This window comes from Maritalea sp. S77, from assembly GCF_049801075.1.
Lineage (GTDB): Bacteria > Pseudomonadota > Alphaproteobacteria > Rhizobiales > Devosiaceae > Maritalea.
Genome location: NZ_JBNAGG010000003.1, coordinates 349,103 through 375,303 on the forward strand (window position 1 = coordinate 349,103; position 26,201 = coordinate 375,303).

At 52.1% G+C, this 26,201-nt stretch carries 32 protein-coding genes; 21 read left to right on the plus strand and 11 right to left on the minus strand.

Translation table 11 applies throughout. The features are described 5' to 3' along the window. Positions 1-172: 172 nt before the first annotated feature. The 4 genes from ccoN to ccoP are packed head-to-tail and all read left to right on the plus strand — an operon-like array spanning position 173 to position 3,584. On the plus strand, positions 173-1,789 hold the full coding sequence (ccoN, locus tag ACP15Y_RS12515; RefSeq protein ID WP_424983427.1) for a cytochrome-c oxidase, cbb3-type subunit I: 1,617 nt from the start codon (positions 173-175) through the stop codon (positions 1,787-1,789). Between the two features lie 11 nt (positions 1,790-1,800). Continuing rightward, positions 1,801-2,532 carry a cytochrome-c oxidase, cbb3-type subunit II gene (gene ccoO / locus ACP15Y_RS12520; protein WP_424983428.1) on the plus strand — a complete coding sequence of 244 codons (732 nt, stop codon included), beginning with the start codon at positions 1,801-1,803 and terminating at the stop codon, positions 2,530-2,532. A 13-nt stretch (positions 2,533-2,545) separates the two neighbouring features. Beyond that, entirely contained in the window at positions 2,546-2,716 is a 171-nt protein-coding gene (locus tag ACP15Y_RS12525) for a cbb3-type cytochrome c oxidase subunit 3 (RefSeq protein ID WP_424983429.1), read from the plus strand. A gap of 4 nt (positions 2,717-2,720) precedes the next feature. Beyond that, positions 2,721-3,584 (plus strand): cytochrome-c oxidase, cbb3-type subunit III, encoded by an 864-nt coding sequence (gene ccoP / locus ACP15Y_RS12530; protein ID WP_424983430.1) that lies wholly within the window; start codon positions 2,721-2,723, stop codon positions 3,582-3,584. Positions 3,585-3,670: 86 nt separating this feature from the next. On the opposite strand, the gene ACP15Y_RS12535 is transcribed toward ccoP, so the two are convergent. Next, on the minus strand, positions 3,671-4,252 hold the full coding sequence (locus tag ACP15Y_RS12535) for a flavodoxin family protein (RefSeq protein WP_424983431.1): 582 nt from the start codon (positions 4,250-4,252) through the stop codon (positions 3,671-3,673). A gap of 259 nt (positions 4,253-4,511) precedes the next feature. On the opposite strand from ACP15Y_RS12535, the gene ACP15Y_RS12540 reads away from it, so the two are divergent. Beyond that, entirely contained in the window at positions 4,512-4,850 is a 339-nt protein-coding gene (locus ACP15Y_RS12540; protein WP_424983544.1) for a winged helix-turn-helix transcriptional regulator, read from the plus strand. Between the two features lie 7 nt (positions 4,851-4,857). Here ACP15Y_RS12540 and ACP15Y_RS12545 read toward each other — a convergent pair whose 3' ends face one another. Further along, positions 4,858-5,751, minus strand: a complete 894-nt coding sequence (locus tag ACP15Y_RS12545) for a LysR family transcriptional regulator (protein ID WP_424983432.1) — start codon at positions 5,749-5,751, stop codon at positions 4,858-4,860. A gap of 90 nt (positions 5,752-5,841) precedes the next feature. Here ACP15Y_RS12545 and ACP15Y_RS12550 point away from each other — a divergent pair, with 90 nt between their 5' ends. Next, on the plus strand, positions 5,842-6,606 hold the full coding sequence (locus ACP15Y_RS12550; protein WP_424983433.1) for an SDR family oxidoreductase: 765 nt from the start codon (positions 5,842-5,844) through the stop codon (positions 6,604-6,606). Positions 6,607-6,623: 17 nt separating this feature from the next. Here ACP15Y_RS12550 and ACP15Y_RS12555 read toward each other — a convergent pair whose 3' ends face one another. The 4 genes from ACP15Y_RS12555 to msrB all read right to left on the minus strand — a co-directional run bounded on the left by ACP15Y_RS12555 (position 6,624) and on the right by msrB (position 9,330). Next, on the minus strand, positions 6,624-7,223 hold the full coding sequence (locus tag ACP15Y_RS12555) for a GNAT family N-acetyltransferase (RefSeq protein WP_424983434.1): 600 nt from the start codon (positions 7,221-7,223) through the stop codon (positions 6,624-6,626). Continuing rightward, a complete protein-coding gene (locus ACP15Y_RS12560; protein ID WP_424983435.1) occupies positions 7,220-8,443 on the minus strand; it encodes a cation:proton antiporter in 1,224 nt (407 codons plus the stop codon). Before ACP15Y_RS12560 ends, ACP15Y_RS12555 begins: the two co-directional genes overlap by 4 nt. 68 nt (positions 8,444-8,511) lie before the next feature. Beyond that, positions 8,512-8,868, minus strand: coding sequence for a cupin domain-containing protein (locus tag ACP15Y_RS12565; RefSeq protein WP_424983436.1), 357 nt, complete (start codon positions 8,866-8,868; stop codon positions 8,512-8,514). 9 nt (positions 8,869-8,877) lie between these two features. After that, entirely contained in the window at positions 8,878-9,330 is a 453-nt protein-coding gene (gene msrB / locus ACP15Y_RS12570; RefSeq protein WP_424983437.1) for a peptide-methionine (R)-S-oxide reductase MsrB, read from the minus strand. 197 nt (positions 9,331-9,527) lie between these two features. On the opposite strand from msrB, the gene ccoG reads away from it, so the two are divergent. Genes ccoG through ACP15Y_RS12595 form a run of 5 tightly spaced genes read left to right on the plus strand, consistent with a single transcriptional unit; the run spans position 9,528 to position 14,351 of the window. Continuing rightward, entirely contained in the window at positions 9,528-11,096 is a 1,569-nt protein-coding gene (ccoG, locus tag ACP15Y_RS12575; RefSeq protein ID WP_424983438.1) for a cytochrome c oxidase accessory protein CcoG, read from the plus strand. A gap of 2 nt (positions 11,097-11,098) precedes the next feature. After that, positions 11,099-11,593: a FixH family protein gene (locus tag ACP15Y_RS12580; RefSeq protein WP_424983439.1), complete on the plus strand. Its 495-nt coding sequence runs from the start codon at positions 11,099-11,101 to the stop codon at positions 11,591-11,593. A 6-nt stretch (positions 11,594-11,599) separates the two neighbouring features. Then, a complete protein-coding gene (locus ACP15Y_RS12585) occupies positions 11,600-13,888 on the plus strand; it encodes a heavy metal translocating P-type ATPase (RefSeq protein WP_424983440.1) in 2,289 nt (762 codons plus the stop codon). After that, positions 13,885-14,055: a cbb3-type cytochrome oxidase assembly protein CcoS gene (gene ccoS, locus ACP15Y_RS12590; RefSeq protein ID WP_424983441.1), complete on the plus strand. Its 171-nt coding sequence runs from the start codon at positions 13,885-13,887 to the stop codon at positions 14,053-14,055. Before ACP15Y_RS12585 ends, ccoS begins: the two co-directional genes overlap by 4 nt. 8 nt (positions 14,056-14,063) lie before the next feature. Further along, positions 14,064-14,351, plus strand: a complete 288-nt coding sequence (locus ACP15Y_RS12595) for a 4a-hydroxytetrahydrobiopterin dehydratase (RefSeq protein WP_424983442.1) — start codon at positions 14,064-14,066, stop codon at positions 14,349-14,351. Between the two features lie 9 nt (positions 14,352-14,360). On the opposite strand, the gene ACP15Y_RS12600 is transcribed toward ACP15Y_RS12595, so the two are convergent. Further along, complete coding sequence (locus ACP15Y_RS12600; RefSeq protein WP_424983443.1) at positions 14,361-14,843, minus strand: hypothetical protein; 483 nt, start codon at positions 14,841-14,843, stop codon at positions 14,361-14,363. Between the two features lie 153 nt (positions 14,844-14,996). On the opposite strand from ACP15Y_RS12600, the gene ACP15Y_RS12605 reads away from it, so the two are divergent. The 3 genes from ACP15Y_RS12605 (at position 14,997) to ACP15Y_RS12615 (ending at position 16,429) form a co-directional block, all read left to right on the plus strand. Further along, positions 14,997-15,443, plus strand: a complete 447-nt coding sequence (locus ACP15Y_RS12605; protein ID WP_424983444.1) for a TerB family tellurite resistance protein — start codon at positions 14,997-14,999, stop codon at positions 15,441-15,443. A gap of 372 nt (positions 15,444-15,815) precedes the next feature. Continuing rightward, positions 15,816-16,106, plus strand: coding sequence for a YggT family protein (locus ACP15Y_RS12610; RefSeq protein ID WP_424983445.1), 291 nt, complete (start codon positions 15,816-15,818; stop codon positions 16,104-16,106). A 17-nt stretch (positions 16,107-16,123) separates the two neighbouring features. Then, a complete protein-coding gene (locus ACP15Y_RS12615) occupies positions 16,124-16,429 on the plus strand; it encodes a DUF167 domain-containing protein (RefSeq protein ID WP_424983446.1) in 306 nt (101 codons plus the stop codon). On the opposite strand, the gene ACP15Y_RS12620 is transcribed toward ACP15Y_RS12615, so the two are convergent. After that, the gene (locus ACP15Y_RS12620; protein WP_424983447.1) at positions 16,426-17,154 is read right to left on the minus strand and encodes a Crp/Fnr family transcriptional regulator; all 729 of its coding nucleotides are present in this window, start codon (positions 17,152-17,154) and stop codon (positions 16,426-16,428) included. The genes ACP15Y_RS12615 and ACP15Y_RS12620 overlap by 4 nt on opposite strands. Before the next feature lie 300 nt (positions 17,155-17,454). Here ACP15Y_RS12620 and ACP15Y_RS12625 point away from each other — a divergent pair, with 300 nt between their 5' ends. The 5 genes from ACP15Y_RS12625 (at position 17,455) to ACP15Y_RS12645 (ending at position 21,462) form a co-directional block, all read left to right on the plus strand. After that, on the plus strand, positions 17,455-18,027 hold the full coding sequence (locus tag ACP15Y_RS12625) for a helix-turn-helix domain-containing protein (RefSeq protein ID WP_424983448.1): 573 nt from the start codon (positions 17,455-17,457) through the stop codon (positions 18,025-18,027). A 122-nt stretch (positions 18,028-18,149) separates the two neighbouring features. Continuing rightward, on the plus strand, positions 18,150-19,349 hold the full coding sequence (locus tag ACP15Y_RS12630) for a glycine C-acetyltransferase (RefSeq protein WP_424983449.1): 1,200 nt from the start codon (positions 18,150-18,152) through the stop codon (positions 19,347-19,349). Then, positions 19,349-20,377, plus strand: coding sequence for an L-threonine 3-dehydrogenase (tdh, locus tag ACP15Y_RS12635; RefSeq protein WP_424983450.1), 1,029 nt, complete (start codon positions 19,349-19,351; stop codon positions 20,375-20,377). The genes ACP15Y_RS12630 and tdh overlap by 1 nt, the downstream gene beginning before the upstream one ends. Positions 20,378-20,401: 24 nt before the next feature. Further along, the gene (locus tag ACP15Y_RS12640) at positions 20,402-21,148 is read left to right on the plus strand and encodes an SDR family oxidoreductase (protein WP_424983451.1); all 747 of its coding nucleotides are present in this window, start codon (positions 20,402-20,404) and stop codon (positions 21,146-21,148) included. Between the two features lie 77 nt (positions 21,149-21,225). Beyond that, entirely contained in the window at positions 21,226-21,462 is a 237-nt protein-coding gene (locus ACP15Y_RS12645; RefSeq protein ID WP_424983452.1) for a DUF1858 domain-containing protein, read from the plus strand. 9 nt (positions 21,463-21,471) lie between these two features. On the opposite strand, the gene ACP15Y_RS12650 is transcribed toward ACP15Y_RS12645, so the two are convergent. Further along, positions 21,472-22,176, minus strand: a complete 705-nt coding sequence (locus ACP15Y_RS12650) for a Crp/Fnr family transcriptional regulator (RefSeq protein ID WP_424983453.1) — start codon at positions 22,174-22,176, stop codon at positions 21,472-21,474. A gap of 97 nt (positions 22,177-22,273) precedes the next feature. On the opposite strand from ACP15Y_RS12650, the gene ACP15Y_RS12655 reads away from it, so the two are divergent. After that, complete coding sequence (locus ACP15Y_RS12655) at positions 22,274-22,723, plus strand: pseudoazurin (RefSeq protein ID WP_424983454.1); 450 nt, start codon at positions 22,274-22,276, stop codon at positions 22,721-22,723. Between the two features lie 68 nt (positions 22,724-22,791). Next, positions 22,792-23,997, plus strand: coding sequence for an NnrS family protein (locus ACP15Y_RS12660; RefSeq protein ID WP_424983455.1), 1,206 nt, complete (start codon positions 22,792-22,794; stop codon positions 23,995-23,997). 11 nt (positions 23,998-24,008) lie between these two features. Here the strand turns inward: ACP15Y_RS12660 and ACP15Y_RS12665 are convergent, their stop codons facing one another. Continuing rightward, complete coding sequence (locus ACP15Y_RS12665) at positions 24,009-24,926, minus strand: formylglycine-generating enzyme family protein (RefSeq protein ID WP_424983456.1); 918 nt, start codon at positions 24,924-24,926, stop codon at positions 24,009-24,011. A 74-nt stretch (positions 24,927-25,000) separates the two neighbouring features. Further along, complete coding sequence (nirK, locus tag ACP15Y_RS12670; RefSeq protein ID WP_424983457.1) at positions 25,001-26,107, minus strand: copper-containing nitrite reductase; 1,107 nt, start codon at positions 26,105-26,107, stop codon at positions 25,001-25,003. Between the last annotated feature and the right edge of the window lie 94 nt (positions 26,108-26,201).

Sequence of the window (26,201 nt, forward strand, 5' to 3'; positions counted from 1 at the left end):
GATTTGTTCTTTAAAGGTTGCGCCATTCACTCGGCATGATGGCGCTGAAAATTGCGATTGGCCTTGACCTAGATCAACGAGGCAACGACCGCACCTCGATAAGTTGCGGATGGGGCAAACCGGGAAGACTTTCCGGTTAAACTTAAACCGAGATTATTTTCTGCGGGGAAATATGAGAAATTTAGGCTGGACGATCTTGCTGGCAATTGGAGCCGCGCTGTCGCTTTTGGCAGCTGGCTTTGCACAAGACGTATTATTTCAAACACATGCGTGGATAGTGTTTTTCGCTCTCGCGCTGGGCACAATTTTTGTCCTTCGCAAAGTTGATTTTGCGGGTGACGCAGCACCGATTGATAAATCGGGCTATTTTGACGACCCAATTCGAGCAGGTGTGATCCTGACGACATTTTGGGGCGTTGTTGGCTTTTTGGTTGGGGTTGTGGCCGCGCTGCAATTGGCTTTCCCCGTCTTGAATATTGAGCCCTTTTTGAATTTTGGTCGCTTGCGCCCATTGCACACCTCGGCGGTGATTTTTGCATTTGGCGGCACAGCTTTGATCACCTCCAGCTTTTATGTGGTTCAGCGCACAACGAACGCCCGTCTCTTGTCAGATGGTTTGGCGCAGTTTGTGTTCTGGGGCTACCAGCTTTTCATTTTGATGGCAGCGACAGGTTATTTGCTCGGCATTACTCAGGGGCGTGAATATGCAGAGCCTGAATGGTATGTCGACATTTGGATCACCATCGTTTGGGTAGGTTATTTGATCCTGTTCCTAGGGACTTTGTTTAAACGCAAAGAGCCACACATTTATGTGGCGAACTGGTTCTATCTGGCCTTTATCTTCACCATTGCCATGTTGCATGTGGTGAACAATCTGGCGATGCCTGTATCTCCGTTCTCGATCAAGAGCTATTCAGCGTTTGCCGGTGTGCAAGATGCGTTGACCCAGTGGTGGTATGGCCACAATGCGGTGGGCTTCTTCCTTACAGCGGGCTTCTTGGGCATGATGTATTACTTTATGCCAAAGCAAGCTGAGCGTCCGGTTTATTCCTATCGCTTGTCCATCATTCACTTCTGGTCTTTGATCTTTATGTATATCTGGGCCGGGCCACACCACTTGCACTACACAGCGTTGCCAGACTGGGCACAGACTTTAGGCATGGTGTTCTCTATTATGCTTTGGATGCCTTCATGGGGCGGCATGATCAATGGTTTGATGACGCTTTCTGGCGCATGGGACAAATTGCGGACCGACCCGATTATCCGGATGATGGTGATTGCGGTTGCCTTCTACGGCATGTCCACATTTGAAGGGCCGATGATGTCCATCAAAGCGGTGAACGGCTTGTCTCACTACACTGACTGGACCATTGGTCACGTGCACTCAGGTGCGTTGGGCTGGGTGGGTATGATCAGCTTCGGCATGGTCTACTTCTTGGTGCCACGTCTTTGGGGTCGCGAGCGTTTATATTCGCTGCGCATGGTCAACTGGCACTTCTGGCTCGCCACACTCGGCATTGTTGTTTATGCGGCTGTGATGTGGGTTTCAGGGATCACCCAAGGCCTGATGTGGCGCGAATATGACGCTGAAGGCTTCCTGGTTTATTCCTTTGCGGAAACTGTGGCTGCGTTGAAGCCATACTACATCCTTCGGGCTGTTGGCGGGGCTATGTATCTCGTGGGCGGTTTGGTGATGGCCTATAATGTGTACATGACCATCAAAGGCAAAACCCGCAATGAAAAACCAATCGCTGTTGCACACGTCGCCACAGCGCAACCAGCAGAATAAGGGGTTGAACCATGGGATTGTTAGACAAACACGGTGTTATTGAACGTAACGCAACCCTATTGCTGGTCGCAGGTCTGGTGACAGTGTCCATTGGTGGTATCGTTGAGATTGCGCCTTTGTTCTACTTGGAGAACACCATTGAAGAGGTGGAGGGCATGCGGCCCTACACCCCGCTCGAACTGGCTGGTCGGAACATTTATATTCGTGAGGGTTGCTATAACTGTCACTCACAAATGATCCGCCCCTTCCGCGACGAAGTGGAACGTTATGGTCACTATTCATTGGCTGCAGAGTCAATGTATGACCATCCATTCCAATGGGGTTCCAAGCGGACCGGGCCAGATTTGGCGCGGGTGGGCGATCGCTATTCAAACGAATGGCACGTTCAACATTTGAAGGATCCGCAGTCGGTTGTGCCTGAGAGCATTATGCCAAGCTATAACTTCTTGGCTGAAGCCGATCTTGGCTTCGATAATGTGAAGGATCACTTGGTGGCCAATCAGCGCGTCGGTGTACCTTACACTGATGAGATGGTTGAAAATGCCGAAGCTGATTTGAATGCGCAGGCTGATCCGGATGCGGATTGGGAAGGCTTGGAAGCGCGCTATCCAAAAGTTGTGTTGGGTGATTTTGATGGTGACCCAACCCGCTTGACCGAAATGGATGCGTTGGTGGCTTACATGCAAATGTTGGGTACGCTGGTTGATTTCAGCTCCTACGACGCGCAAGCAAACTATCGCTAAGGGAGAAAAGATTATGGATTACAATGCTTTTCGACACTTTGCCGATAGTTGGGGGCTTCTCTATTTGTTCGTCATCTTCGTCTTGGTGGTGCTGTTTATGTTCCGCCCAGGCGCAAGAAAGCACGCCGAAACGGCAGCCCAAATCCCTTTAAAAGACGATCGTTCGCCTCAAGGAGAGGAATAGGCCGATGAGTAAAAAAGAAATTGATGAAATCAGCGGCGTTGAAACCACCGGTCACGAATGGGACGGGATTAAAGAACTCAACACCCCTATGCCACGTTGGTGGTTGTGGACCTTCTACGGCACCATCGTATGGGCGGTAATTTACTGTATTCTTTACCCTGCCATTCCTTTGATCAATGGCGCAACACCAGGCATTCTTGGCTATTCGAGCCGAGCTGAGTTGGCGCAAAATGTGGCGGCAGCGGATGAGGCGAAAGCTGAGTTTGTGAGCCAGATCAATGAGATGGAAGTTGGTGCGGTTCTCGACAATGCAGAGCTGACCCGCTTCGCGGTTGCTGGCGGTGAATCTGCTTACAAAGTCTATTGTTCGCAGTGTCACGGTGCAGGCGCATCTGGTGCGTCAGGCTATCCGAACTTGAACGATGATGAATGGTTGTGGGGCGGCTCTATTGATGAGATCTACACCACAATTGCCCACGGCATTCGGTACGAGGCCGATGAAGATACACGCTTTGGTGAGATGCCAGCATATGGCGAATTCTGGGAGCGTGATCAGGTCAGTGCGGCAGCCAATTATGTGGCCAGCCTGTCAGGCCTCGAGCATGATGAAGCCTATCTGGAAGATGGCAAGGCTTTGTTTGAGGAAAACTGCGCGGCATGTCACGGCGAGAATGCTGGCGGTACACCTGAGTTGGGTGCGCCAAGCTTGAACGATGCCATTTGGCTTTATGGCGGTAGCGTAGAGGCTATCTCTGCTCAAATCCGTAATCCGCAGCATGGCGTGATGCCCGCTTGGCAGGACCGTTTGGGCGATGCCACTGTGAAGCAATTGGCCGTTTATGTTCACTCATTGGGTGGCGGCCAATAGGCTTTTCCTCAATCGAGCAAAGTTATAAAAAGGGCCCCGCTTTGGGGCCCTTTTCTTTTGGGTAAAGAGGTCGAAGCCAATTTGAATTAGGCGGCGACTTTTTTCGCGGCGGCGAATTGTGTGGCGATGGTGGCCACGCGCTCGCCCAAATGGGCAGCGGTTTCTAAATCGGATGGGATCGGGCCATGTTCAGGTCCTTGGTCCGCATTCGACTGGGCCATGGCGCCGAGGGACGCGCCCAAGCGGTTCAAATCTTCATTTGAGCCAGTTGATGAATTGTTGCCGGGCATCAGGCCAAGGCTCACCCAATGCATACCATGTTGAGCGGCCAGCAAAGAGAGTTGCTGCAAGGTTGAGTGTTTGTCGCCATTTAGACTGGATGAGTTGGTGAAGCCAGCGGCGATCTTATCTTTCCAGCCCTGCTCAAACCAAACTTTCGAGCTTTTGTCAGCGAAGGCTTTAAACTCGCCGGATACACTGCCCATATAGGTTGGGCTGCCGAAAATGATGGCATCTGCGGCTTTCAAATCATCCCAATGATTGTCTGCCTCTTCCACGGGGATCAAAATCGGGCTGGCGCTGGTGCGGGCAACGCCATTGCGGACGGCTTCTGCCTGTTTGGCGGTGTGGCCGTAGCCAGAGTGAAAAACAATTGCAACTTTAGTCATTTGAACATTCCTAATTGGTCAAAAATCCTTGTCGCCTGATGGGGGATTATCCATCATTTGGTGGCGGCGCTTGACCTAAATGGGGGCATTGGGATAAAAACTGCAAGAAGGCACTATTTTGATATGTAGGTACATAAAGTATACTAACAAAAATGTGCCCAAAGGAAAGTTGGGGCATTGCGCCTGAAATGGCGCAAAATGTGCGGAGAAAAAAATGTGCGATGATATGAAGGTGCATGGGCTGAAATTGCCGGAATCGATGGATCCGGCCACAAGAAGCCAGCTTTGCCCGGTGGTTTATGCGGTGTCAAAACTTGGCGGCAAATGGAAATTGATCGTTGTGCATAATCTGATCGAAGGGCCAATGCGCTTCGGCGAATTGCGTCGCGCCATTCCGGATATTACTCAGCGTATGTTGACGCTGACTCTGCGTGAGTTGGAAGAAGATGGCATTGTGAACCGTCAGGTTTTTGAGGTAGTGCCACCGCATGTGGAATATTCATTGACCGCGATTGGGCAGGACCTTGAAAATGTCATGAGCTCGCTCGGCGATTGGGGCCGCGCAAACTTCGCACAACAGCGTAATGCGGTGGCGTAGCAATTTCCTACTTGTTGCTGATCTGATCGATCAGAAAATCTTTTACGATCCGAATATTGAGCGGCATGTGGCGGTGCGGATGATGCAACAACCAGAGATGGGTGGCGTCATCGCGGATTTGCCCTTGCCATTCTGGCAGTAAATTGACCAGCGTGCCGGCTTCTATCGACGATTTGGCCAGCCAATCCGGCAGCAAGGTGGGGCCGTGGCCCAGTTGCGCAGCTTTCAGCAACGCAAGCGGGGCTGAAAGCGATAAATGTCCTTTCGCGCGGATGGTGCATTTTTCTCCAGTGCGCAAGTGATTGAGGTGCCATTTGGTTAGCGCAGGTGGCAAATCCAACAACAGGCAATCGACCTCTTCTAAATCCGCTGGTATGCTGATTTTATGCTGCCATTCTGGGCTACCCACGCAATAATATTGAGGCGACAGCAGCTTGGTTGCGTGCACTTTGCCTTGGGGTGTTGGCGCAAAGCGTAAGGCAATATCAATCTGTCGTTCCAACAGTGCCATATTGTCGTCGGTCATGAAGATTTTCAGCTCGATGCGCGGATATTCACCTTGAAATTTGGTCAGTAAGGGCAGCAAAATCTCATGGCCAAAAGCGGATGAGCAGGTGAGGCGCACTTGGCCCTCTGGCTCCAAAATATGGGCTTTAGCTTCCCGTTCCGCTTCTTTTAGTCCTGAAAGCAAGGGCGCAATTTGATCCAGATATTGCTGGCCGCGATCGGTGAGGTTGACCTGCCGCGTTGAGCGTTGGAACAATTGAAAGCCCAAGCGATCCTCAAGCCTTGCCACCGCCCGGGTGACATTGCTGGAGTCCAAATTCCGGTCGCGCGCCGTTTGGGCAAAGCTTTTGCTGCGGGCCACGTCTAAGGCGATGTCTAAATCTTCAATCTGCATTATTGCATAATGTGCAATAAAATCTTGTAAGTGAAGCTATTTATTCCAGCATCTTGCTTTGCTAGCGTCGCCTCAACCAAGGAGAATGTTATGGATTTTAAAGATCAGACCATATTGATCACGGGTGCCAGCCGGGGCATTGGTGAAGCGGCAGCACGGCATTTTTATGGGTTGGGTGCCAATTTGATTTTGGCCGCGCGGTCAAAAGAGAAGCTGGAGGCACTGGCGCAAGAGCTGGGCCCGCAGCGGGAACGCGTTGAAGTGGCGGCAATGGATGTTGCCGATTATGACGCGGTGAAAGCGGTGATGGGACAGGCCGAGCGTTTTGGTGGCGTGGATATTGTCGTCAATAATGCGGGCATGATCGACCCGATTGCGCGCATTGGTGACAGCGATCCTGCGGCCTGGTCGCAAATGGTCGATGTGAATTTAAAAGGGCCTTATTATGTGATGCATGCGGTGTTGCCGCAGATGCTGGCAAAGCAAGGCGGCACCATCATCAATATCAGTTCTGGCGCGGCCTATAGTGCCCTTGAAGGCTGGAGCCATTATTGCGCCACCAAGGCAGGATTGCTGCAGCTCACCCGCACTTTGCACAAAGAATATGGGGCGCAGAACATTCGTTCTATCGGCTTAAGCCCGGGCACTGTCGCCACGCAGATGCAGGTGGAGATCAAAGCATCTGGCATCAATCCGGTTAGCCAATTGGACCCATCGGTGCACATTTCACCGGATTGGGTGGCCAAAGCCATCGCCTATTTATGCGGGCCAGCGGGCGACGATCATCTGGGGCAGGATTTTTCTTTAAGCACAGATGAAGGCCGCGCCGCGTTGGGCATGTCCTTGGCCAGCTAGTTGACGAAAAGCCGCGCCTAGTAGCGCGGCTTATCCAATTGCCATTGCAAATTGGTTTTAATGGCGGGCCATTCATGGGGCAAAATGGAATAGATCACGCTATCGCGCAGCGTGCCATTTGGCATCACTACATGGTTGCGCAAAATCCCGTCCAAGCGCGCGCCCAACCGTTCAATGGCGCGGCGACTTTGATGGTTCAAATGGTGGGTGCGGAATTCAACCGCATTCACTTTAATGTCCTCAAACGCATGGCCAAGCAGCAGCATTTTACATTCGGTGTTGATGGGCGAACGCTGGGCCGATTTGGCATACCAGGTGGCGCCGATTTCGGCGCGGTGATTTGGCTTATCCAGCCGGAAATAGGTGGTTTGCCCAATCACCTTGTTCACCCGCTTGTCGACCACGCTGAAGGCAATAATTTGCCCTTCTTCCTGCATCTTTAGGCGGCGTTCAATCTCCGCTTCCATCTTGTCCGGCGCGGCAACGCCTGTGTACCAAAGCTTATAAAGCTCGCCCTCGGCAGAGGCTTCTTGCAACTCGGCCAAATGATCAGGGCTTAGCGGCACCAATTTTGCGGTGTCGGCTTCAAGGGTGATGGGGGCGAACCATTTGTTCATTTATTTTTGACTTTCTGCATGGTTTTTTCAAAATGGTGGGCTAGGGGCTTGGCGCTTAGCCCATGGACCAGAATGGATAGGCCAACCGTCAGCACGGTGCAGGCCAGCATTTCATCAATGTGGGGCAGTTCATATTGCTCCGCCACGAACAGGGCGAATAGGATGGAGGCCAATCCCTTTGGGCCAAACCAGCCCAAAATAAAGCGCTCATAAAAGTGCAGTTTTTCACCAAATAGGCTGATGGCGATTGGGATCATGCGCACAATGGTCAAAAAGCCGACGGCGATCAGCACTGTGGTCCAATTGGCATGGGCCAAGCCAACGGGTGCGAGCACTGCGCCAAAGATCATAAAGGTGAGGATAGACAAAAAGGTGCTTTCGCCTTCCAAAAATTCGGTGATGAATTTGTGGTTAGTTTTCTTGGCATTGCCGAATGTCAGGCCCGCCACAAAGGCCGCGATAAAGCCATTGCCGCCAATGCTTTCCGCACCGAAAAAGGCCGCCAGCCCGACACTGAGGAAGAAGATGCCTTCATATATGGGCTGGGTGAATTTATGGTGGGTGGCCATATCGAGCAATTTTGCGCCGACAAAGCCAATTGCGATGCCAGCCAAGGGGCCAAATATGATTTGCGCACCTACAAATTGGCCGATGGCGAGGGGCGTGAGGCTGATATTGCTGGTGGCCTCATTGGCCATCAGCAGGGCGGCAAACACCACCACGGGCAGGGCCAGCCCGTCATTCAAGCCGCTTTCCACATTGATCGCTTCTGAAATGCGGGTGGGCACGTCCTTATCCGCAAGAATTGGTTGCGCTAGCGCTGCATCGGTTGGGGTGAGGATGGCCGCCGTCAGCAGCGCCATTGCCCACGGCAAATCTGGCGCCAGCAGCAAGATCATGGCTGCGCCCATCAAAATGGTCAACGGCATCCCGATCAGCAACATACGTGTTGGCAGCGCATAATGCGCCTTGAGGTTGCGCAGCCGGATTTTGGAGGCATCGAGAAACAGGGTGAGAATCAGCGTGATTTCTGCCACCGTGTGGATGGTACTGTCATCAATATTAAGGTCAATCACGCCCAAGCCCGCTGGCCCTAAGCCTAGCCCCAGCCCTGCGAAAAAGATCGGCAGGGTGATCCACGATTTTTGGATGGGGCGCACAAACAGGGCAAATCCCATAATGCCAAATAAGATCAGGGCAAATTGAAAGCTATGGGGCATGGAAAAGCCTTGGCTGACGGACGGGTCTTGAGCCTATTATGATCGGCCACTGTTTTAAGACAAGAGGGTTAGCGCCATTCTTTTGTTTTGGCGGTGGCTGGGTCGCCCGTGTTCGGCACGCCTTGTGGCTCAATCAGCATAATCTTGGCCTCTTTTTTGGCCACTGGGCGATGGTCTTTGCCTTTGGGCACCACATACATTTCGCCGGGGCCGAGCGTGACGTCCCCATCCTTCATTTCAATGGTGATTTCCCCTTCGATCACCATAAACATTTCGTCGGTATCAGGATGGTTGTGCCAGTTAAACTCGCCTTCCACCTTGGCGATCAGCACATCATAATCATTAAGCTGCGCCACAATTTTGGGCGACCAATGTTCAGAAAATGTCGCGAATTTTTCAGTAAGACTGATCGCCTTATTGCTCATAATGTTTCCCTATCCCTCGATGAGTTCTAAATATTCACCATAGCCTTCTTCTTCCATTTGGGAAGAGGGGATGAAGCGGAGGGAGGCGGAGTTGATGCAGTAGCGCAGGCCGCCCATTTCGGCCGGGCCATCATTGAACACATGGCCCAAATGACTGTCGCCATGGTGGGAGCGAACCTCGGTGCGCACCATGCCGTGGCTGGTGTCGGTATGTTCTTTCACCCAATCGGGGTTGATGGGGCGGGAGAAGCTGGGCCAACCACAGCCAGAATCAAATTTGTCGGCTGATACGAACAAAGGCTCGCCGGAGACAATGTCCACATAGATGCCTTTTTCATTATGGTCCCAATATTCATTTTGGAATGGGCGTTCGGTGCCATTTTTCTGCGTCACGTAAAACTGTTCTTCGTTCAGTTTTTCCAGTGCGTCTTGGGTCTTTTTATAGGTTTTCGGATCTGCCATGATGGTCACCATATTTTTGCAAGGAATTGATTGAAACTATAGCGGGCGGTCGCTGGGGCTCACAATCATAATTTGGTGAGCGCCATGTTTGTTCCGAGGCTGACAAATTGTCGCGAGGGGAATTGACCCATATCAACAATTGGTTGGTTGGAATAATCTAGTCTTAGATCCAATGCGATGGATAGGGATCATTTAGCATGACAGATATTAGCTCCTCCCAAGGGGACACCCACGTCGAAGATTTTGACGTAGAAGCGGTCAACCGAGCGGGCAAACGCCCGCCGCTTTATGCTGCGCGGAAGAAGATTTTTCCAAAGCGCGCCAGCGGCAATTTCCGCCGTTTGAAATGGCTGATCATGATCGTGACTTTGGGGATTTATTACATCACCCCATGGCTGCGGTTTGACCGTGGCGAATATGCGCCAGACCAAGCGGTGCTGGTGGATTTGGCCAATCGCCGATTCTATTTCTTCTTTATCGAGATTTGGCCGCAGGAATTTTATTATGTGGCTGGCCTGTTGGTGATGGCCGGGGTAGGGCTGTTTTTGATCACCTCCACGGTGGGCCGTGCCTGGTGTGGCTATACCTGCCCGCAAACCGTGTGGGTGGATTTGTTTTTGGTGGTGGAGCGCTTTTTTGAAGGCGACCGCAACCAACGCATGAAGTTGGATAGCGCCCCTTGGTCGTTCAATAAGATTTGGCGGCGGGTGGCGAAACATGGCACCTGGCTGCTGATCGGCGTGGCCACAGGCGGCGCTTGGATATTCTATTTTGCTGATGCGCCGACCTTGTTTATGGATGTGATCCATTTTGACGCGCCGATGGTGGCTTATTTCACCATTTTGATCCTGACCGCCACCACTTACACTTTTGGTGGTCTGATGCGCGAGCAAGTCTGCACTTATATGTGCCCATGGCCGCGGATTCAGGGCGCGATGTTGGACGAACATTCGCTGACCGTGACCTATAATGATTGGCGCGGTGAACCCCGCACCAAGCATTCCAAAAAAGCGATTAAGGAAGGCATTCCGATTGGCGATTGCGTGGATTGCAATGCCTGTGTGGCCGTGTGCCCCATGGGGATTGATATTCGCGATGGGCAGCAGCTTGAATGTATCACCTGCGCTTTGTGCATTGATGCGTGTGACAATGTGATGGACAAGCTGGGGCGCGAGCAAGGCTTGATCTCTTACACCACGCTCAATGATTATAATGAGAATATGCAGTTGGCGACCAGCGGGTCCGCCACAATTGACCCCACAAAGGTGCGGGACGATAAGGGCAATTTGCTGGACCGGGTGCGGCGCACCAATTGGCGTTCGATTGTTCGTTGGCGCACGCTGGTATATTTCTGCTTCTGGGCAGCGATTGGCGTGGCGATGTTGGTGGCCTTGTCCCTGCGGGATCGGTTGGACGTGAATGTCCAGCATGACCGGAACCCACTTTATGTGATGCTGTCAGACGGTGCGGTGCGCAATGGCTATGATGTGAAAGTCTTGAACATGACACCAGAGCCGCGCACTATCCGCTTGTCGCTTGAGAATTTGCCCGGCGGCGAGATGATTCTTGCCAGCTCGGTGGATGAGCCACAAAAATCCATTGTTTTGGATGTGGAGCCAGATCGGGTGCTGCCTTTGCGGGTTTATGTGCGGGCAATGCCTCAACAATTGGATGGGAATCCTGTACGGTTTGATTTCGTGGTGACGGATGTGTTTGGCGAGGAGAGCTCTCGCGAAACTGTCAAATTTGAAATGCCGCAGGAGTAGAGATGATGGAGCAATCAATGTCCAACCCGCAAAAGCCGAAAGAATTTACGGGCAAGCACATGTTGATGGTGATTGGGCTGTTTTTCGGCACCATCATCACCGTGAATTTGATCATGGCCTATTTTGCCACGAGCAGCTGGACTGGTCTTGTGGTGAAAAACTCATATGTCGCCAGCCAGCACTACAATGAAAAACTTGCGGCCAATCGGGCGCAGGACGCATTGGGCTGGTCGCCCAGCTTGGACGTGGGTGGCGATGTGTTGCGTTATCGCTTGTTGGACGCAAAAGGCGCGCCGGTGGATGCAACACAGGCTGAAGCCATGTTGCGCCGCCCAAGTCATGAGCGCGACGACCATATGGTGACCTTGCTGCCAGATGCGAATGGCGACTTTGTTGTGGATCATGCGCTGGCCTCTGGCGCTTGGGACATTGAAGTGCAACTGACCACCAGCAACGATATTCCGTTTGTTTATCGCGAACGGTTTATAGTGGAATAGACGCAAATGACCTGTTGTGCACCGGGTGTGGAAGCCGGATCTCAAATGATCGATGAAGGCGACCACAATATAAGCAACGAAGCGATTATTGCCGCGGCGGCAGATTTGGGCGATGGGCAATTTCAGGTGGAATTTGGTGTGCCCGACATGCACTGCGCGGCCTGCATCAAATCCATCGAGACCGAGCTGAACGGACTTGAAATGGTCAAGTCTGCCCGGGTGAACATGTCGACCAAGCGGGTGAAGGTCATTTTCAATGCCAGCCGCGAAACGCCGCCTATGGATTTGGTGACCGCGATTGGCCGCGCGGGCTATCGTAGCTTTCTGCTCGATGTGGATGAAGCGCGTAAAGATAAAAGCCTTTCCAGGCTGATCTTGGCGTTGGCGGTGGCAGGCTTTGCTGCCATGAACATCATGCTGTTTTCGGTGTCGATTTGGTCAGGCGCCAATGAAAGCACGCGCGATCTGTTCCATTGGGTTTCGGCGCTTATTGCGGTGCCGACGGTATTTTTCTCCGGTCAGGTGTTTTTCAAATCGGCATGGGGCGCATTGCGGCATGGTCGGCTGAATATGGATGTGCCGATTTCACTGGCGGTGCTGTTGGCGCTGGGGCTTAGCCTGTTTGAAACCGTCAATTCAGGCGAATATGCCTATTTTGATGCCTCTGTGACCTTGTTGTTCTTTTTGTTGATTGGCCGCACTTTGGACCATGTGATGCGGGAGCGTGCGCGTTCGGCCGTGCGTTCATTGGCCTCTTTGGCACCCAAAGGTGCAGTGCAGATTTTGCCCGACGGGCAGCGAGAATTTATCAAGCTCAACGATATTCAGGTTGGCATGGTGCTGGAGGTTGCAGCGGGTGAGCGCATACCGGTCGATGGCCGCGTGATTGAGGGCAAAAGCGAGTTGGATATGTCGCTGGTTACGGGTGAAACCGTGCCAGAATTATGCGGCAAAGACTCAGCCGTTTTGGGCGGTGCGACCAACCTATCTGGTGTGCTGAAAATCGAAGTTGAAAAAGCAGCGCATCAAAGCTTTTTGGCGCGGATGATTGAGTTGATGGATTCAGCTGAAGGCAGCCGCGCAGGCTATAAGCGCATTGCCGACCGGGCCGCCGAAATCTATGCGCCGTTTGTGCATTTGTTGGCCTTGTTCACCTTTATTGGGTGGGGGCTTTATGATGGTGATTGGTACCATGCCACAGTGACCGCGATAGCGGTGTTGATCATCACTTGCCCTTGCGCCTTGGCGTTGGCGGTGCCCATTGTGCATGTGGTTGCAGCGGGGCGCTTGTTTGAGCGCGGGGTGATGATGAAGGATGGCGCTGCGCTGGAGCGGTTGGCGCAGATCAGCAAAGTGGCCTTTGATAAAACGGGCACATTGACCATGGGCACGCCAATCTTAAATGGGCAAATCTTTGGTGATGGCACGCAAATTGATCGCGCCTTGCAGTTGGCGCAATTGTCGCGGCATCCTTTTTCCAAAGCCTTTGCACGGGCCTATAACGGGCGCAATGTTTTGCCCTTGGCAGATGCGGAGGAAGTGCCGGGTGCAGGCGTGAAAGCCAAAATTGATGGGCAGGAATGGCGCTGGGGTCGGGCTGATTTTTGTGATCCTACTTATGAAGGGTCGGATGCGGCGCAAAGCGAAGTTTATCTCTCCTGTGACGGCAAAATGGTTGCCGGGTTTGGGTTTGAAGATATGCTGCGCCCTGATGCGCAGGCGGCTTTGGCCCAACTCAAATCAAACGGGTATGATTTGGCGATCTTCTCTGGTGATCGGAAACAAGTGGTCGCCAGCGTTGCTCGCACATTGAATGTGGACAATGCCCATGGTGCACTAACACCGGACCAAAAGGTTGAAGCCATTAAAGCGGCAGGCGAAGGCGATGAGAAAGTGCTGATGGTTGGCGACGGCATCAATGATGCGCCGGCCCTCCGCGCAGCGCATGTGTCTATGGCGCCGTCGAGCGCTGCTGATGTTGGCCGCAATGCGGCGGACTTTATTTTCACGCACAATCGCTTGGCCGATGTGAATTTTGCTTTGCAAATGTCGAAGCGCGCGGCGCGGGCTGTGAAGCAAAATTTCGGCTTGGCGCTATGTTATAATGCGGTGGCGATTCCGCTGGCGGTGATGGGCTATGCCACACCCTTATTGGCCTCCTTGGCGATGTCCTCTTCCTCGGTTATTGTAACCTTAAATGCGCTGCGCCTGCGTTTGGGGCAGCAAGATGGAACCAAATCCCTTCCGACGCATTCTACAAATGCGCCTCAAATCAAAGCGGTGGCTGCTGAATGACTCCTCTTCTCATCCTTATCCCGGTTGTTCTTGTTATTGGCATGCTGGCCTTAGGCGCATTTTTGTGGTCTTTAAAAAGCGGCCAATATGAGGATCTGGATGGAGCGGCGATGCGTATCCTAGAAGATGAGGAGGATAGGCCGCGCCCAGCGCAGGATAAAGAATAGGGAGTTTTATGGTTGAGCCATTAGATATTGAAGGTCGGGAAAAGGCCTTAAGCCAATTGCCAGATTGGGTGTTTAACCCAGTGAAAAACGGCATTGAGCGCGAATTCAAATTTGACGATTTTGTGCAGGCCTTTGGCTTTATGAGCTCAGTGGCCATTTTGGCGGAGAAGCACAATCACCATCCTGAATGGTTTAACGTTTACAACAAAGTGTCGATCCTATTGACGACTCATGACGCCAATGGCCTGTCCGAAAAAGACATAGAGTTGGCCAACGCGATCGAAAAGTTGGTTTAGCTCTGGTTTCTAGCGGGCGCGATCATTCAAGCGATTGAACGCGACATAAAGAAGGCTCAGGCTCCACAAAACACTTGTTGCAAATTGCCAGTTGAGCGGCAGGCCCAACATGCGGCTCACTGAAAAGAGGGCCGTACCCACCGCTAAAATCAGCGGCGCATAGTGCCAACCCTGCATTTCGCGGGTCTGCCAATGGGCCACGGCTAATGCTGTTGCGCTCAGCATGAGTCCGATGTGGGTGGCCCAAAATAGCGCATTATCATGGTGTAGAAATAAGCTGGTGCGACCATAGCCCAACAGATCAAATGCAAAAAAGGCCAGCAGGAAACAGCTCAATACCCACATGAATCCGGCATTGCGTTTGAGTTTGCTGTTTTCCGGCCCAAACGCCACGGCCAAAAATCCAACCGACAGCAACAGCGCCGCCAGCAGTTGCACCCCTGCATTGGCCGAATCAAATTCATGGGCGACAAAGCGCATGATTTCTGACATTAAAAAAAGAAATGCACCGATAGCGAGGGTTATGCGTAACATATTGGCCCGATCCGCATTGGGGGTAAATGGATTGGCGCGAAAGGGGAATTCCCTTTCCTGCCGAAATATTTTACCCTTTTAGTGACTCGCATGGAAGGAAGACGCAAGACTATGTTTGATGCCATCACAAAATTGTTCTCTGCGAAGAAGCAAGCAGACATGTCCACAATGGAACCCAAGCTTTGCGTTGCGGCATTGCTGGTGCATTTATCTGCAGTCGATGGCGAAAGCAGCGACGACGAGAAGCAGGCCATCAAAAACACGTTGCAATCCTATTATGGGTTGAGCCCGCAAGAGGTGAAAAGCTTGATGCAAATGGCCATTGAGCAAAGCAATGATGCCGTTGATCTTTATGCTTTCACCTCGGTTTTGAACCAGCTGGAAGTGGAAGAGAAACACGCCATCATCAATATGATGTGGCAGGTTGTTTTTGTTGATCAGCACAATCATGAGCTGGAAGATAATATGGTTTGGCGCGTGGCCGAATTGATTGGCGTTTCTGCGCGGGAGCGCACCATGTTGCGGGCTGAAGTGCGCCATGCCGCTAAAATCAAGTAGCGCAGATTGCAAAGCAAGTTTGCATTTTGCAATTCATTTCGCGAACTCATTGCGCCTAAACCTTAACCGCCATTCATAAAATCGCCTGCTTTAGTGGGTTAAATTGGCGCGTTACCCCTATATGTTGATGTAGTCTTGTCCGCGCCAGTTTGGCACGGATTGTGCAATCTAGTTGGTATGACGGGAATTTGGTTTTGCGTATTCCGTCTAGGTATTTGAAGTTCAAACCCGCGTCACCGCTCCATCGGCGGCGCGGGTTTTATTATTTTCTGGCGCTGTTTACCTTGAATTGGAGCAGAAAAGCGCAAACTCTTGTGATGTGCGATGCAAATGGCTACATAAGAAGAGAATAAGCGCAAAGCGGAGACATCTATGCGGGTTTTGTTGGAAATTATTATGCTCGTGCTCAACCTTTATTGGTGGGTAGCGATCATTATGATCGTGATGAGCTGGTTGTTGCAGTTTAATGTGATCAACTATTCAAACCAGTTTGTGGCCACGATCTGGCGGATTGTTGATGGGCTTACCAAGCCTGTTTTGGACCCGATCCGGCGTGTGGTGCCAAGTTTCGGTGGGTTGGATATTTCACCTATCGTGCTGTTTATTGGCATTTATGCGCTGCAACGCGTCATCGTGCTTTATCTCTATCCATACGCGTTCTAGTTAGCGCGATGTCCGAGATGGATTTGAAAGCCTGGCGCGAAACACGCGCCGGGCTTTTATTGTTTTTGAAGGTCACGCCAAATGCCAGTCGCGATGAGATCGGCGAGGTGGTGGCCGATGTGGACGGGCAGGGGCAGTTGGTGGTGCGGGTGCGCGCCGTGCCAGAAAAAGGCAAGGCCAACAAGGCCGTGGTTAAACTAATTGCGAAAAAACTGGGGTGTCGCGCGAGTGCTGTTGAGGTGCTGAAAGGGGATACCAGTCGGCAAAAGCAAATCTGCATTGCTGACCTGTCTGAAGAAGAATTGATGGCGCGGCTATTTTAGCCGCAGCGATCCTCCAGCCGTTCGATATTGGGCACAAAGAACGTGCGGTTATTCTCAATTTCGATCACCCCATCTTTGCGCAATTTGGTGAGCTGACGCGAAATTGTTTCCACGGTCAGTCCCAAAAAGTCTGCAATGTCCACCCGGGTGAGCGGCAGGTCGAACTTGATGCTGTCGATCTCGTCAATATCCTTTGACGGATCAATATTGCTGGCGATCAGATAAAGAAAGCTCGCCACTTTTTCAGAGGCGGTTTTGCGGCCCAGTGTCACCATCCAATCCCGCGCTTCGTCAAGCTCCTTGAGCGTTTGCATCAGCAATCGATGCTCCAATTCTGGGGAAGCCTTGATCATGCTCTCGAGGGCGGATTTGGGGATTTTGCACAGGTTGACGCCGGAGGCCGCTTCAGCGCTTAGTCGGCTTTCCTCAGCAAAAGGGCGACCTAGAAAATCAGGCGCAAATTGCAGGCCGATCACCTGTTGCCGACCATCGGCCAGCATCTTGGTGAGCTTCACCACTCCAGAGATCACATTGGCGTAAGATTTGACTTCTTCGGTGTCGCCAATCAGCTCTTCGCCTGATTTCGCGCGTACTTGCCTTGTGTGTCGCGCCAGCTCGACCAATTGGTCAGGCTCAAGCGCACCGCAAATGCCTTTGTGCCGGGCCTCACAGGACTTACACAGAATAGGTATGTCCGAATTATGTATGTCTTTACGCGAACTCATTTTCATCCCCTGAGGGCAAACCTCAATGTGAATCATAACATAATTAATTTGAATTTCGACCCATTTGACGAAAGGTCGCAGGTGTAACTTTTCTCAATCTGATGCAAGGCCTAGAAATGAAGCGGTTTGCGGGCAAATCTTTTTCACGGGCGCCATAAGAAAGTGTAACTTTGTAAAGTTTCACCATAATTCTAGGCGAGTTTTATAGATATTTTACAAAACTCCAATCCGGTGAACCATTGTTTCCAACAAATTTCCGCTATATTGTATTTTTGTTTCAAACAGTAAAAAGGGTTGCCCATGTCGCGTTCATTGATGCCACCACCACATTTGGGAGAGATGGTTCGTAAAGCGCGAAAAGAGCAGGGGCTGACCTTAGAAATGCTGGCGGAACGGTGCGGGGTTTCAAAGTCCATGCTGAGCCAGATTGAGCGCGGGGCGGTGAACCCCACCTTCACCTTGGTGTGGAACTTGGCGCAATCGCTTGGGCTGGATTTGTCGACCCTCGGGGAGCAGACCGCAAGCGACCATATGATCACGCATATCCCTGCATATTCTACACCATCAAAGGGTAGCGCTGATGGGCTGTGTACCGTGCGTTTGTTGAACCCGCCGCGTACGCCAATGCCGATTGAGTGGTATGATTTTGGCGCCGCACCGGGCGGCGAACTGCGATCTCAGCCTCATGCTTCTGGGACTTTTGAACACCTTACCTGCCTTGCGGGCACGTTGGAAATTGAGGCGGGTGATCAGCGCGCTAAGGCTGAAGAGGGCGATACGGTGCGTTATCGCGCTGACCAGCCGCATACGATTCGCAATATTGGCGAAGGCGCGGCCAAAGCGATCTTGGTGGTGGCGCAACCGCAGCATTAGTCTGGCGTTGAGGCGTAAAAACCTCTCAATCACAATTTGAAAAATCTTGCTTTCGTGATGTTGGCAGCGAATGCGAATTCCACTATATTGGATTTAGTCCAATATATAGAGATTTGTCTACTATGTCGAAAAAGCTGATCCAACACACCGAACAGGCGCTGGCCCAATTGCGGGAAGAAGGGCTGTTCAAATCCGAATATGGAATCACCAGCCCACAATCGGCCAACATCACCGTGCGTGGTGAAGATGGCAAAGATGTGCCATTGCTCAATATGTGCGCCAATAATTATCTCGGCCTGGCCGATGATAAACGCCTTGAAAAGCGGGCGATTGAGACGATTGAGAGCGAAGGCTTTGGCATGGCGTCGGTGCGCTTTATCTGCGGCACACAGGCGATCCATCAACAGCTGGAAGCGCGGCTCTCGAACTTTTTGGGCACCGAAGATGCGATCCTGTTTATCGCCTGCTTTGATGCCAATGCGGGCGTTTTTGAAGCGCTGTTGGGGCCGGAAGATGCAATCATTTCTGATGCGTTGAACCATGCCTCAATTATTGATGGCGTGCGGCTGTGCAAGGCCCAGCGGTTCCGCTATGCCAATAATGATATGGACGCGCTGGAAGAACAGTTGAAGGCAGCGCAGGATGCCCGCCACCGCTTGATCGTGACTGATGGGGTGTTCTCAATGGACGGGATTATCGCCAATTTGCCGGGCATTTGTGATTTGGCAGAAAAATATGATGCATTGGTGATGGTGGACGATAGCCACGCCGTTGGCTTTATGGGACCAAACGGCCAAGGCACCCCGCACCATCATGGGGTGGAAGACCGCGTGCACCTGTATTCAGGCACCTTCGGCAAAGCACTTGGCGGTGCGGCGGGCGGTTATATTGCCGGGGCGAAGCCGCTGGTGACCATGTTGCGGCAAAAAGCACGGCCTTATTTGTTCTCTAATGCGTTGCCACCGATGATTGCGGCGGCGACCTTGGAAGCGTTGGATATTGTGGAGCAATCCCCCGCGCTGCGTGAAAAGCTGTTCGACAATGCGAAATATTTCCGCGAGAAAATGGCCGGATTGGGCTTTGAACTTGTGCCGGGCGAACATGCGATTATCCCGGTGATGCTGCATGATGCGGTGTTGGCGCAAAAATTCGCCAAGCGCATGTTGGAGCTGGGCGTTTATGTGACCGCATTTTCCTTCCCCGTGGTGCCGAAAGAGTTGGCGCGGATCCGCACCCAGATGTCTGCCGCACACACCACGGAAGATTTGGACCGGGCGATTGCCGCCTTCGAGCAAACTGGCAAAGAATTGGGAGTGATCTGATGCGTGCATTGGTGAAAGCAAAGGATGCACCGGGCCTTGAACTGCATGAGGTGGAAAAACCTGAGGTGGGGCCGCATGATGTGTTGATCAAGGTGAAGAAAGCCTCGATTTGCGGCACGGACATGCATATCTGGAAATGGGATCAATGGGCGCAAAACACGGTGCCTGTGCCCATGGTGGTCGGCCATGAATATATGGGCCTGATCGAAGAAGTTGGCGATGAAGTGCAGGGCCTCAAAGTGGGGCAGCGCGTGTCGGGCGAAGGGCATATTCCTTGTGGCAAATGTCGGAACTGCCAATCTGGTCGGGCGCATATTTGTGCGGAAACCAAGGGTATCGGGGTCAACCGTCCCGGCGCATTTGCTGATTATGTGGCCATTCCCGAAGCCAATGTGCGGCCTTTGCCGGACAGTGTCAGCGACGAAGTGGCCTCTATCCTCGACCCACTGGGCAATGCCGTAAATACGGCGCTGACCTTTGATGTGTCGGGCGAAGATGTGCTGATCACTGGTGCCGGGCCGATCGGCTGCATGGCTGCGGCGGTGTGCCGCCATGTGGGGGCACGGCATATCATTGTGACCGATTTGAACGATGATCGGCTCGCTCTGGCGAAAAAGATGGGCGCAACCCGTGGCGTGCGTGCGGATAAAGAAAATCTACGCGACGTGATGGGCGAATTGGGCATGCGTGAAGGCTTTGATATTGGCCTTGAAATGTCTGGTGCGGCGCCTGCCATGGATTCGATGATTGAACACATGATCACTGGTGGCCGTGTGGCGCTGCTCGGCCTCTTCCCCGGCAAGGTGGAAATGGATTTGAACAAGGCGATCTTTAAAGGCCTCACGCTTGAAGGAATTTATGGGCGCAAAATGTTTGAAACCTGGCACAAAATGTTGGCCATGCTGGAATCTGGCTTGGATGTGACCCCTGTGATTTCGCACCATTTGCCGTTTGAAGATTTTGCCCAAGGCTTCGAAGCCGTTGGTAAAGGCGAGGCCAATAAGGTGATTTTGGACCTAGACAAATAGGTTCGGCCACCACACAAATGGTGGATGGATAAAACAGTTTTAATTACAGGCGGCACCGGTGGAATCGGTGCCGCACTTTGCACCCTTTTTGCTGCACGCGGTTTCAATATTGTCTTCTGTTTTCAGCGCGACAAAGCGCGCGCTGAAGAACTGGTGCGCTTGTGCGAAGCCGAGGGTGCACATTGTGTTGCCCACCAATGTGATATTGCCGATCCCGCACAAGTTTCCACTCTTTTTGACGCGGTTAAAAGCCAATTTGGCGCGATTGACGTGCTGGTCAATAATGCGGGCATTATCGGTGGTGCTAGCAAATTTGTTGATCTTGCCCCAAACCAATTGCACAAAGTGATCGAGACCAACTTTTATGGCGCGACCTATTGTGCGCAGCAGGCGGCACGAAGCATGGGGCAATCTTTCGGAGGGAGCGGCGGCTCCATCGTCAATATCAGTTCGATTGCTGCACTTTTGGGGAGCCCAAATGAATATGTGCATTACGCCGCTTCGAAAGGCGCGCTTGAGAGCTTGACGATTGGGTTGGCCAAGGAACTTGGGCCAGATGGCATTCGCGTAAATGCTGTCCGTGCAGGAACGGTCGATACACCAATTCACCAGACGCAGGGCAACCCAGAGCGCCCGGCGATGATTGCGCAAAACAATCCGCTGGGTCGTGTGGCCACGCCAATGGATATTGCCGAAGCGGTCTGGTGGTTGGCACAACCGGAAGCGGCTTATGTGAATGGCGCAATTTTGCCCGTACATGGCGGCGGTTAGATTAATTGTTATTTGCGCTGGCGCAAAGTTGTATCGGCAATCAATGTTTAATGTGATGAGATGAAGGGATTTGTCTCATGATGTTTTCATCGCAGTCGCCACGCGCAATTGATCCAGATATGAGCCTTGACGAAATTATGCGTCGTTGGCCTGCTACAGTTTCTGTGTTTATGAAAAACCGCATGTCTTGTGTGGGATGTCCCATTGCGAGCTTTCACACGATTGTGGATGCGGCGGAAGAATATCATCTGGACGAAGGCCAGTTCGCGGAGGAGTTGGCCTTGGCCCGCGACGGTTCGGCTAAACGATATTAAGCCAAAGGCCTAATGACCTTGGGCTAGGAGCGCCAATTTGTGGGCTTCGAGCACTTCGATTTTTTGCCGTCCCACTTGCATCAAGCCCTTGCCGCTCCAAGCGCTGAACAAGCGTGAAACGGTGTGCAAGGTGGTGCCTGTCATTTCCGCAATGTCTTGCCGGGAAACCGGGAAATCAATCAAAATGCCCTGTTCAGTTTTCACCCCACATTGATGGGTGAGGCGCATCACGGCATGGGCTACGCGACGTTCCACCTGCTCGGTGGACATTTCAACAATGCGCTCTTGTGATTGCGCCAAGCGTTCGCCGATGGACTTGTACGCATTTTGGATAAAGCGGGGTTGCTCCACCAAAAATGTGTCCCAGCATTTGTTGTCCCACAAAATCGCAACACAATCGACCAACGCGCGGGACGTGGCCGGATAGTGTTTTTGGGCAATGGCCGGGGCTACGCCAAAAATTTCCCCCACGCCAAAATGGCGCATGATCACTTGCGATCCATCCTCGGTGGTTTTGCTGACCTCCAAATAGCCATCGAGCATCAAGAAGAAATGGGTCGCTGGCTCGAACTGATCAAAAAAATGATCGCCCTTTTTATAGTGCTTGGCTGTGCCCTTTTCCAAAATGTCGGCAATCGCCTCTTTCTCCATATCGAGGAAGAGAGGAAAGTCGGCCACAAGGCTCGGGTCGATCTTAGGTGCTTTTTTTTGCATGGTCGTTCGTTTGTTTGATCTAACGCAAATAACCAGTTTTCCAGATCAGTTACAAGGTTGGTCAACGCACAAAGGATTTTTTTGAAAGGAAATCAAAATGAAAAACGGTTTCAAAAAAGCAATCGCGGTTTTCGGGCTTGTCGCTGCAACTGGCATGGTGCTTAGCCCAGCCTTGGCTGAAGAATTTGAAGTGAAAATGCTGAACAAGGGCGAAAAGGGCACAATGGTTTTTGAACCTGATTTCGTTGCGGCTCAACCTGGTGACACCATCAAATTTGTGCCTACAGATAAGGGCCACAATGTCGAAAGCATCAAAGGCATGTTGCCTGCAGGCGTTGAAGCGTTCAAAAGCAAGTTCAACAAAGAATATGTGCTGACTGTAGATGAAGAAGGTGTCTATGGCGTGAAATGCACACCACACTATGCCATGGGCATGGTGGCGCTGATCACCGTTGGCGAGCTCGGCAATTTGGATGAAGCCAAAGAAGCCAAGCACAAAGGCAAAGCCAAAAAGGTCTTCGCTGAATTGTTCGAACAAGTTCAGTAAATCTAGATTTTGGGGGCGGGCAAAGATTGTGCCCGCCCTTTTTGTATCTACTTGAAGGAATTTGGAAAATGGCTATTGCACGTACGCAGCCTTTTGATGGCCCGACCTTGTTTAGCTATGGTTTTCGCCCCTTCTTTTTGTTTGGGGCCTTTTACGCTGGGCTGACCATTTTAATGTGGGTGCCGTTTTATTTTGGCGATATTGATTTGCCGCTGGCGATGGGGCCAGCCGATTGGCACATGCATGAGACCTTGTTTGGATTTGTGCCAGCGGTGATCGCTGGCTTTTTGTTGACTGCGGTGCCCAATTGGACCGGGCGATTGCCCGTGAACGGCACAGCACTTATCAGTTTGGTGCTGGCGTGGGGGCTCGGGCGCATTGCCATCAATATGTCGGCGCTTTTGCCCTTGTGGGCGGTCGTGTTGTTCAATCTTTCCTTTCCTATTTTGTTTGCCGCTGCGGTGTGCCGCGAAATTATCGCCGGTAAAAATTGGCGGAATCTCAAAGTGTTGGTGATGTTCAGCATGTTGGTGCTGGCGCAATGTTGGTTCTATTTTGCCTGGGCGAATGGGTTAGATGTGAAACCTGCTGCCTATTTGGCCCTTGGGGTGGTGCTGATGTTGATCATGCTGATCGGCGGGCGGATTATTCCCAGCTTTACACGCAATTATTTGGTGAAGCGCAAAAGTGAAATCTTGCCACAACCATTTGGCAGTTTTGACAAGCTGACCGTGGCGGTAAGTGCGCTGGTGCTGTTGGGCTTTATCGTGCAAAGCACGGGCGCGTTTAGTCTCCCGCTGGTGTTTGCTGTTGGGTTTATGGTGCTGGCTGGGCTGCACTTGGTGCGCTTGCTGCGGTGGCACCCGGAATTGATATGGCGCGATGGCCTGCTGTTGGTGCTGCATATGGGTTATGGCTTTTTGCCAATTGGCTTCGCCCTGATGGGGTTCAGCTTCCTCAATGATGGGGTGGTGCCGCTTGTGGCGCCCATACATGCGCTGAGCACTGGTGCCGTTGGCTTGATGATCGTCGGCGTGATGTGCCGCGCTACTTTGGGGCATACGGGCTATCCATTGGTGGCGACACGAGGCACATTGGTGTTGTTCGCAGCGGTGTTTTCGGCAGCCATTTTGCGGATTGTCGCCGCGTTTGATCTTGAGATCAGCATGGGCTTGATGCGCGCTTCTCACCTATTTTGGGTGATCGGTTTTTGGGGATTTGTGGCGCTTTATGGCGGCAAGCTTATGCGCCCCAGAGCTGAGCCGAGACGCTAAATTTTGGATGTCTATCCAACTGGCAGGAGCTGCCGGATAAGGCTCCAAAGACTAGAGCGTTCGCTGCCTTTGACCAGGCGGATGCCCAAATGGTCTGGTGGGTCGCCTACAGTACAGCCCCCGCCTTGCGGGTTTGAGATGAACACAGAAAGATAGGTGCGGTGTGCGCCTTCCACCACACGGGCACCGCAGCTTACGGCTTTTGATTGGCTATTTGTGGCGTCCACATTGATGCGTTCATAGCAGGTTGAGGTCCACACCCAGATATTTTCGGCCACATCATTGACGCCAAGGCTGTTGGCGCCAAATAGTCCTGCGGGGCGCAGGCTTTGGCGGGGCGCATCGCTTTTGCTTTGTGATTTCGCGCGATATTCAGACAACCAGGCCACGGCAGGATTTGTGGGATCAGATTTTATATCCTTTTCAGGATCGTCATATTTTTCACCAGCAAATTGGGCCCATTCGAGAGCGGTGGGCAAGCGCCAATTATCGCCTGTTTTGGCGCTGAGCCATTCTGCGTAATTGGCTGCCATTTCATAATTGACGCCAACCACGGGATGATCGTCGATTGGGGTTTTGACGATGATGGCCGGCGCGCAATGGCCTTCGACCACGCAGGCACGGTATTGCTTGTTGGTCACCAGATCTTTAGCCACCTGCAGTGGGGTTTGCACATTGGCGTGCACCAAAGGGGAAACCTGTGGCAATTCATTTTCAATGTAGCGGGCAGGGTCTCTATAATCGAATGTGCGGGGCGGAATGGTGATCAAATCTGGCGCATCAATATGTGGGTCAATGCTGATGCTGGCTTTGGGCGCAAGATCAGCCTGTGGCGTGGTCAAGGTGTGCACCAGCCAAAGGCTTGCCCCGGCCAACAAGGCCATGGGCAGCAAAATTGAAGCTGTATTTTTGAAATGATCAGCGGTCATCCTTACCACTCCTGAGAAAAAGCCCGGCCGATGAGAAACCGGCCGGGCAATTATCGCTTAATTGGTCAATCGCCCTATTTGGTGATTGGGCCGGGGGCTTTCACCTGTTTCATCAGGTCATCGTCCCAATCGCCATCCACGAGGAAGTGGGCTGTGGCGCCAAGTTCAACCGCCTCGATGAGGTTGTGGTTCACATAGGCATAAACACCGGGCTGCAAGAACTCGTAGAATGCAGCACCAGCTGAACCACCGCGGATGAACCATGTTTCAAGGTCTTTTTCAGGTGGGTTGTTGAACTTGCCTGTTTCCCAAACATAGTCGCCATGGCCACCAATCAAGTGTGGACGTGTGTCGCGGTTGGCTTGTGAGTGCACAATCAATACTTTGTCGCCAACATTGGCCTTCAGCGCATTGTCGCCTGTAAGGGCACCTTTTTTGCCGTTGAACACCACATGGGTTGGGATCAAGCCGCGCATGGTTTCAATTTGGTCTGAGAAGCTCTCAGAGACGGTTTCGTATGTTTTGTATTCACCATTTTCGTCGCGTGGGATGTAGAAATCCTGCTCGCCGATGATGAAGACTTTGTCATAGCGCAGTGGATTGCCTTTTTCATCCTTCAGGCCATCACGTGGCAACACCATAATGGTGCCGTTCATGCCTGACACAACGTGCCATGGGATCATAGAACCGCCGGGGGCACAGTGATAAACAAAGGTGCCAGGGCGTGTGGCTTTAAAGCGCAAGACAACTTGTTCGCCGGGGGCAACTTCGGTCAATGCACCGCCGCCCAATGCACCTGTTGAGGCGTGGAAGTCGATATTGTGCAGCAGCTCGTTGCTTTCTGGGTTGATGAGGGTCAGCTCAACATAGTCGCCTTCATGCACAACCATCATCGGGCCAGGCACAGTGCCATCATAAGTCATGGCATGAGTTGTTGTGCCTTCATCATCAACTTCCCAGATTTTCTCCTGAATGGTCATTTCGAATTCAACGACCTTTGGAGGGCCTGATGCGACTTGCTCATGCTCGTGAACGAATGGCGGTGGTGCCAGTTTCACTTTTTTGCGTGGCATATCGTCGATATTGTCAGCGGCGAGAGCTTGTGGTGACAAGTTGGCCACTGCTGTGAGGGCTGCGGCTGTGCCGAGAGCTCCAAAAATTGTTTGACGACGGGTAACCATGACGTTCTCCTTTAAGATCTCATTCGTTGGTCTTGATGAGGAGAAGTTAGCTTTTGAAGCTGTCGGTTTCTTTGTTCTATATCAAATAAAAATC

Bases quoted from the DNA above. Each gene is read 5' to 3' on its own strand.
- ccoN (WP_424983427.1), top strand. From the start codon at position 173: ATGAGAAATTTAGGCTGGACGATCTTGCTGGCAATTGGAGCCGCGCTG.
- ccoO (WP_424983428.1), top strand. From the start codon at position 1,801: ATGGGATTGTTAGACAAACACGGTGTTATTGAACGTAACGCAACCCTA.
- ACP15Y_RS12525 (WP_424983429.1), top strand. From the start codon at position 2,546: ATGGATTACAATGCTTTTCGACACTTTGCCGATAGTTGGGGGCTTCTC.
- ccoP (WP_424983430.1), top strand. From the start codon at position 2,721: ATGAGTAAAAAAGAAATTGATGAAATCAGCGGCGTTGAAACCACCGGT.
- ACP15Y_RS12535 (WP_424983431.1), bottom strand. From the start codon at position 4,252: ATGACTAAAGTTGCAATTGTTTTTCACTCTGGCTACGGCCACACCGCC.
- ACP15Y_RS12540 (WP_424983544.1), top strand. From the start codon at position 4,512: ATGGATCCGGCCACAAGAAGCCAGCTTTGCCCGGTGGTTTATGCGGTG.
- ACP15Y_RS12545 (WP_424983432.1), bottom strand. From the start codon at position 5,751: ATGCAGATTGAAGATTTAGACATCGCCTTAGACGTGGCCCGCAGCAAA.
- ACP15Y_RS12550 (WP_424983433.1), top strand. From the start codon at position 5,842: ATGGATTTTAAAGATCAGACCATATTGATCACGGGTGCCAGCCGGGGC.
- ACP15Y_RS12555 (WP_424983434.1), bottom strand. From the start codon at position 7,223: ATGAACAAATGGTTCGCCCCCATCACCCTTGAAGCCGACACCGCAAAA.
- ACP15Y_RS12560 (WP_424983435.1), bottom strand. From the start codon at position 8,443: ATGCCCCATAGCTTTCAATTTGCCCTGATCTTATTTGGCATTATGGGA.
- ACP15Y_RS12565 (WP_424983436.1), bottom strand. From the start codon at position 8,868: ATGAGCAATAAGGCGATCAGTCTTACTGAAAAATTCGCGACATTTTCT.
- msrB (WP_424983437.1), bottom strand. From the start codon at position 9,330: ATGGCAGATCCGAAAACCTATAAAAAGACCCAAGACGCACTGGAAAAA.
- ccoG (WP_424983438.1), top strand. From the start codon at position 9,528: ATGACAGATATTAGCTCCTCCCAAGGGGACACCCACGTCGAAGATTTT.
- ACP15Y_RS12580 (WP_424983439.1), top strand. From the start codon at position 11,099: ATGATGGAGCAATCAATGTCCAACCCGCAAAAGCCGAAAGAATTTACG.
- ACP15Y_RS12585 (WP_424983440.1), top strand. From the start codon at position 11,600: ATGACCTGTTGTGCACCGGGTGTGGAAGCCGGATCTCAAATGATCGAT.
- ccoS (WP_424983441.1), top strand. From the start codon at position 13,885: ATGACTCCTCTTCTCATCCTTATCCCGGTTGTTCTTGTTATTGGCATG.
- ACP15Y_RS12595 (WP_424983442.1), top strand. From the start codon at position 14,064: ATGGTTGAGCCATTAGATATTGAAGGTCGGGAAAAGGCCTTAAGCCAA.
- ACP15Y_RS12600 (WP_424983443.1), bottom strand. From the start codon at position 14,843: ATGTCAGAAATCATGCGCTTTGTCGCCCATGAATTTGATTCGGCCAAT.
- ACP15Y_RS12605 (WP_424983444.1), top strand. From the start codon at position 14,997: ATGTTTGATGCCATCACAAAATTGTTCTCTGCGAAGAAGCAAGCAGAC.
- ACP15Y_RS12610 (WP_424983445.1), top strand. From the start codon at position 15,816: ATGCGGGTTTTGTTGGAAATTATTATGCTCGTGCTCAACCTTTATTGG.
- ACP15Y_RS12615 (WP_424983446.1), top strand. From the start codon at position 16,124: ATGGATTTGAAAGCCTGGCGCGAAACACGCGCCGGGCTTTTATTGTTT.
- ACP15Y_RS12620 (WP_424983447.1), bottom strand. From the start codon at position 17,154: ATGAGTTCGCGTAAAGACATACATAATTCGGACATACCTATTCTGTGT.
- ACP15Y_RS12625 (WP_424983448.1), top strand. From the start codon at position 17,455: ATGTCGCGTTCATTGATGCCACCACCACATTTGGGAGAGATGGTTCGT.
- ACP15Y_RS12630 (WP_424983449.1), top strand. From the start codon at position 18,150: ATGTCGAAAAAGCTGATCCAACACACCGAACAGGCGCTGGCCCAATTG.
- tdh (WP_424983450.1), top strand. From the start codon at position 19,349: ATGCGTGCATTGGTGAAAGCAAAGGATGCACCGGGCCTTGAACTGCAT.
- ACP15Y_RS12640 (WP_424983451.1), top strand. From the start codon at position 20,402: ATGGATAAAACAGTTTTAATTACAGGCGGCACCGGTGGAATCGGTGCC.
- ACP15Y_RS12645 (WP_424983452.1), top strand. From the start codon at position 21,226: ATGATGTTTTCATCGCAGTCGCCACGCGCAATTGATCCAGATATGAGC.
- ACP15Y_RS12650 (WP_424983453.1), bottom strand. From the start codon at position 22,176: ATGCAAAAAAAAGCACCTAAGATCGACCCGAGCCTTGTGGCCGACTTT.
- ACP15Y_RS12655 (WP_424983454.1), top strand. From the start codon at position 22,274: ATGAAAAACGGTTTCAAAAAAGCAATCGCGGTTTTCGGGCTTGTCGCT.
- ACP15Y_RS12660 (WP_424983455.1), top strand. From the start codon at position 22,792: ATGGCTATTGCACGTACGCAGCCTTTTGATGGCCCGACCTTGTTTAGC.
- ACP15Y_RS12665 (WP_424983456.1), bottom strand. From the start codon at position 24,926: ATGACCGCTGATCATTTCAAAAATACAGCTTCAATTTTGCTGCCCATG.
- nirK (WP_424983457.1), bottom strand. From the start codon at position 26,107: ATGGTTACCCGTCGTCAAACAATTTTTGGAGCTCTCGGCACAGCCGCA.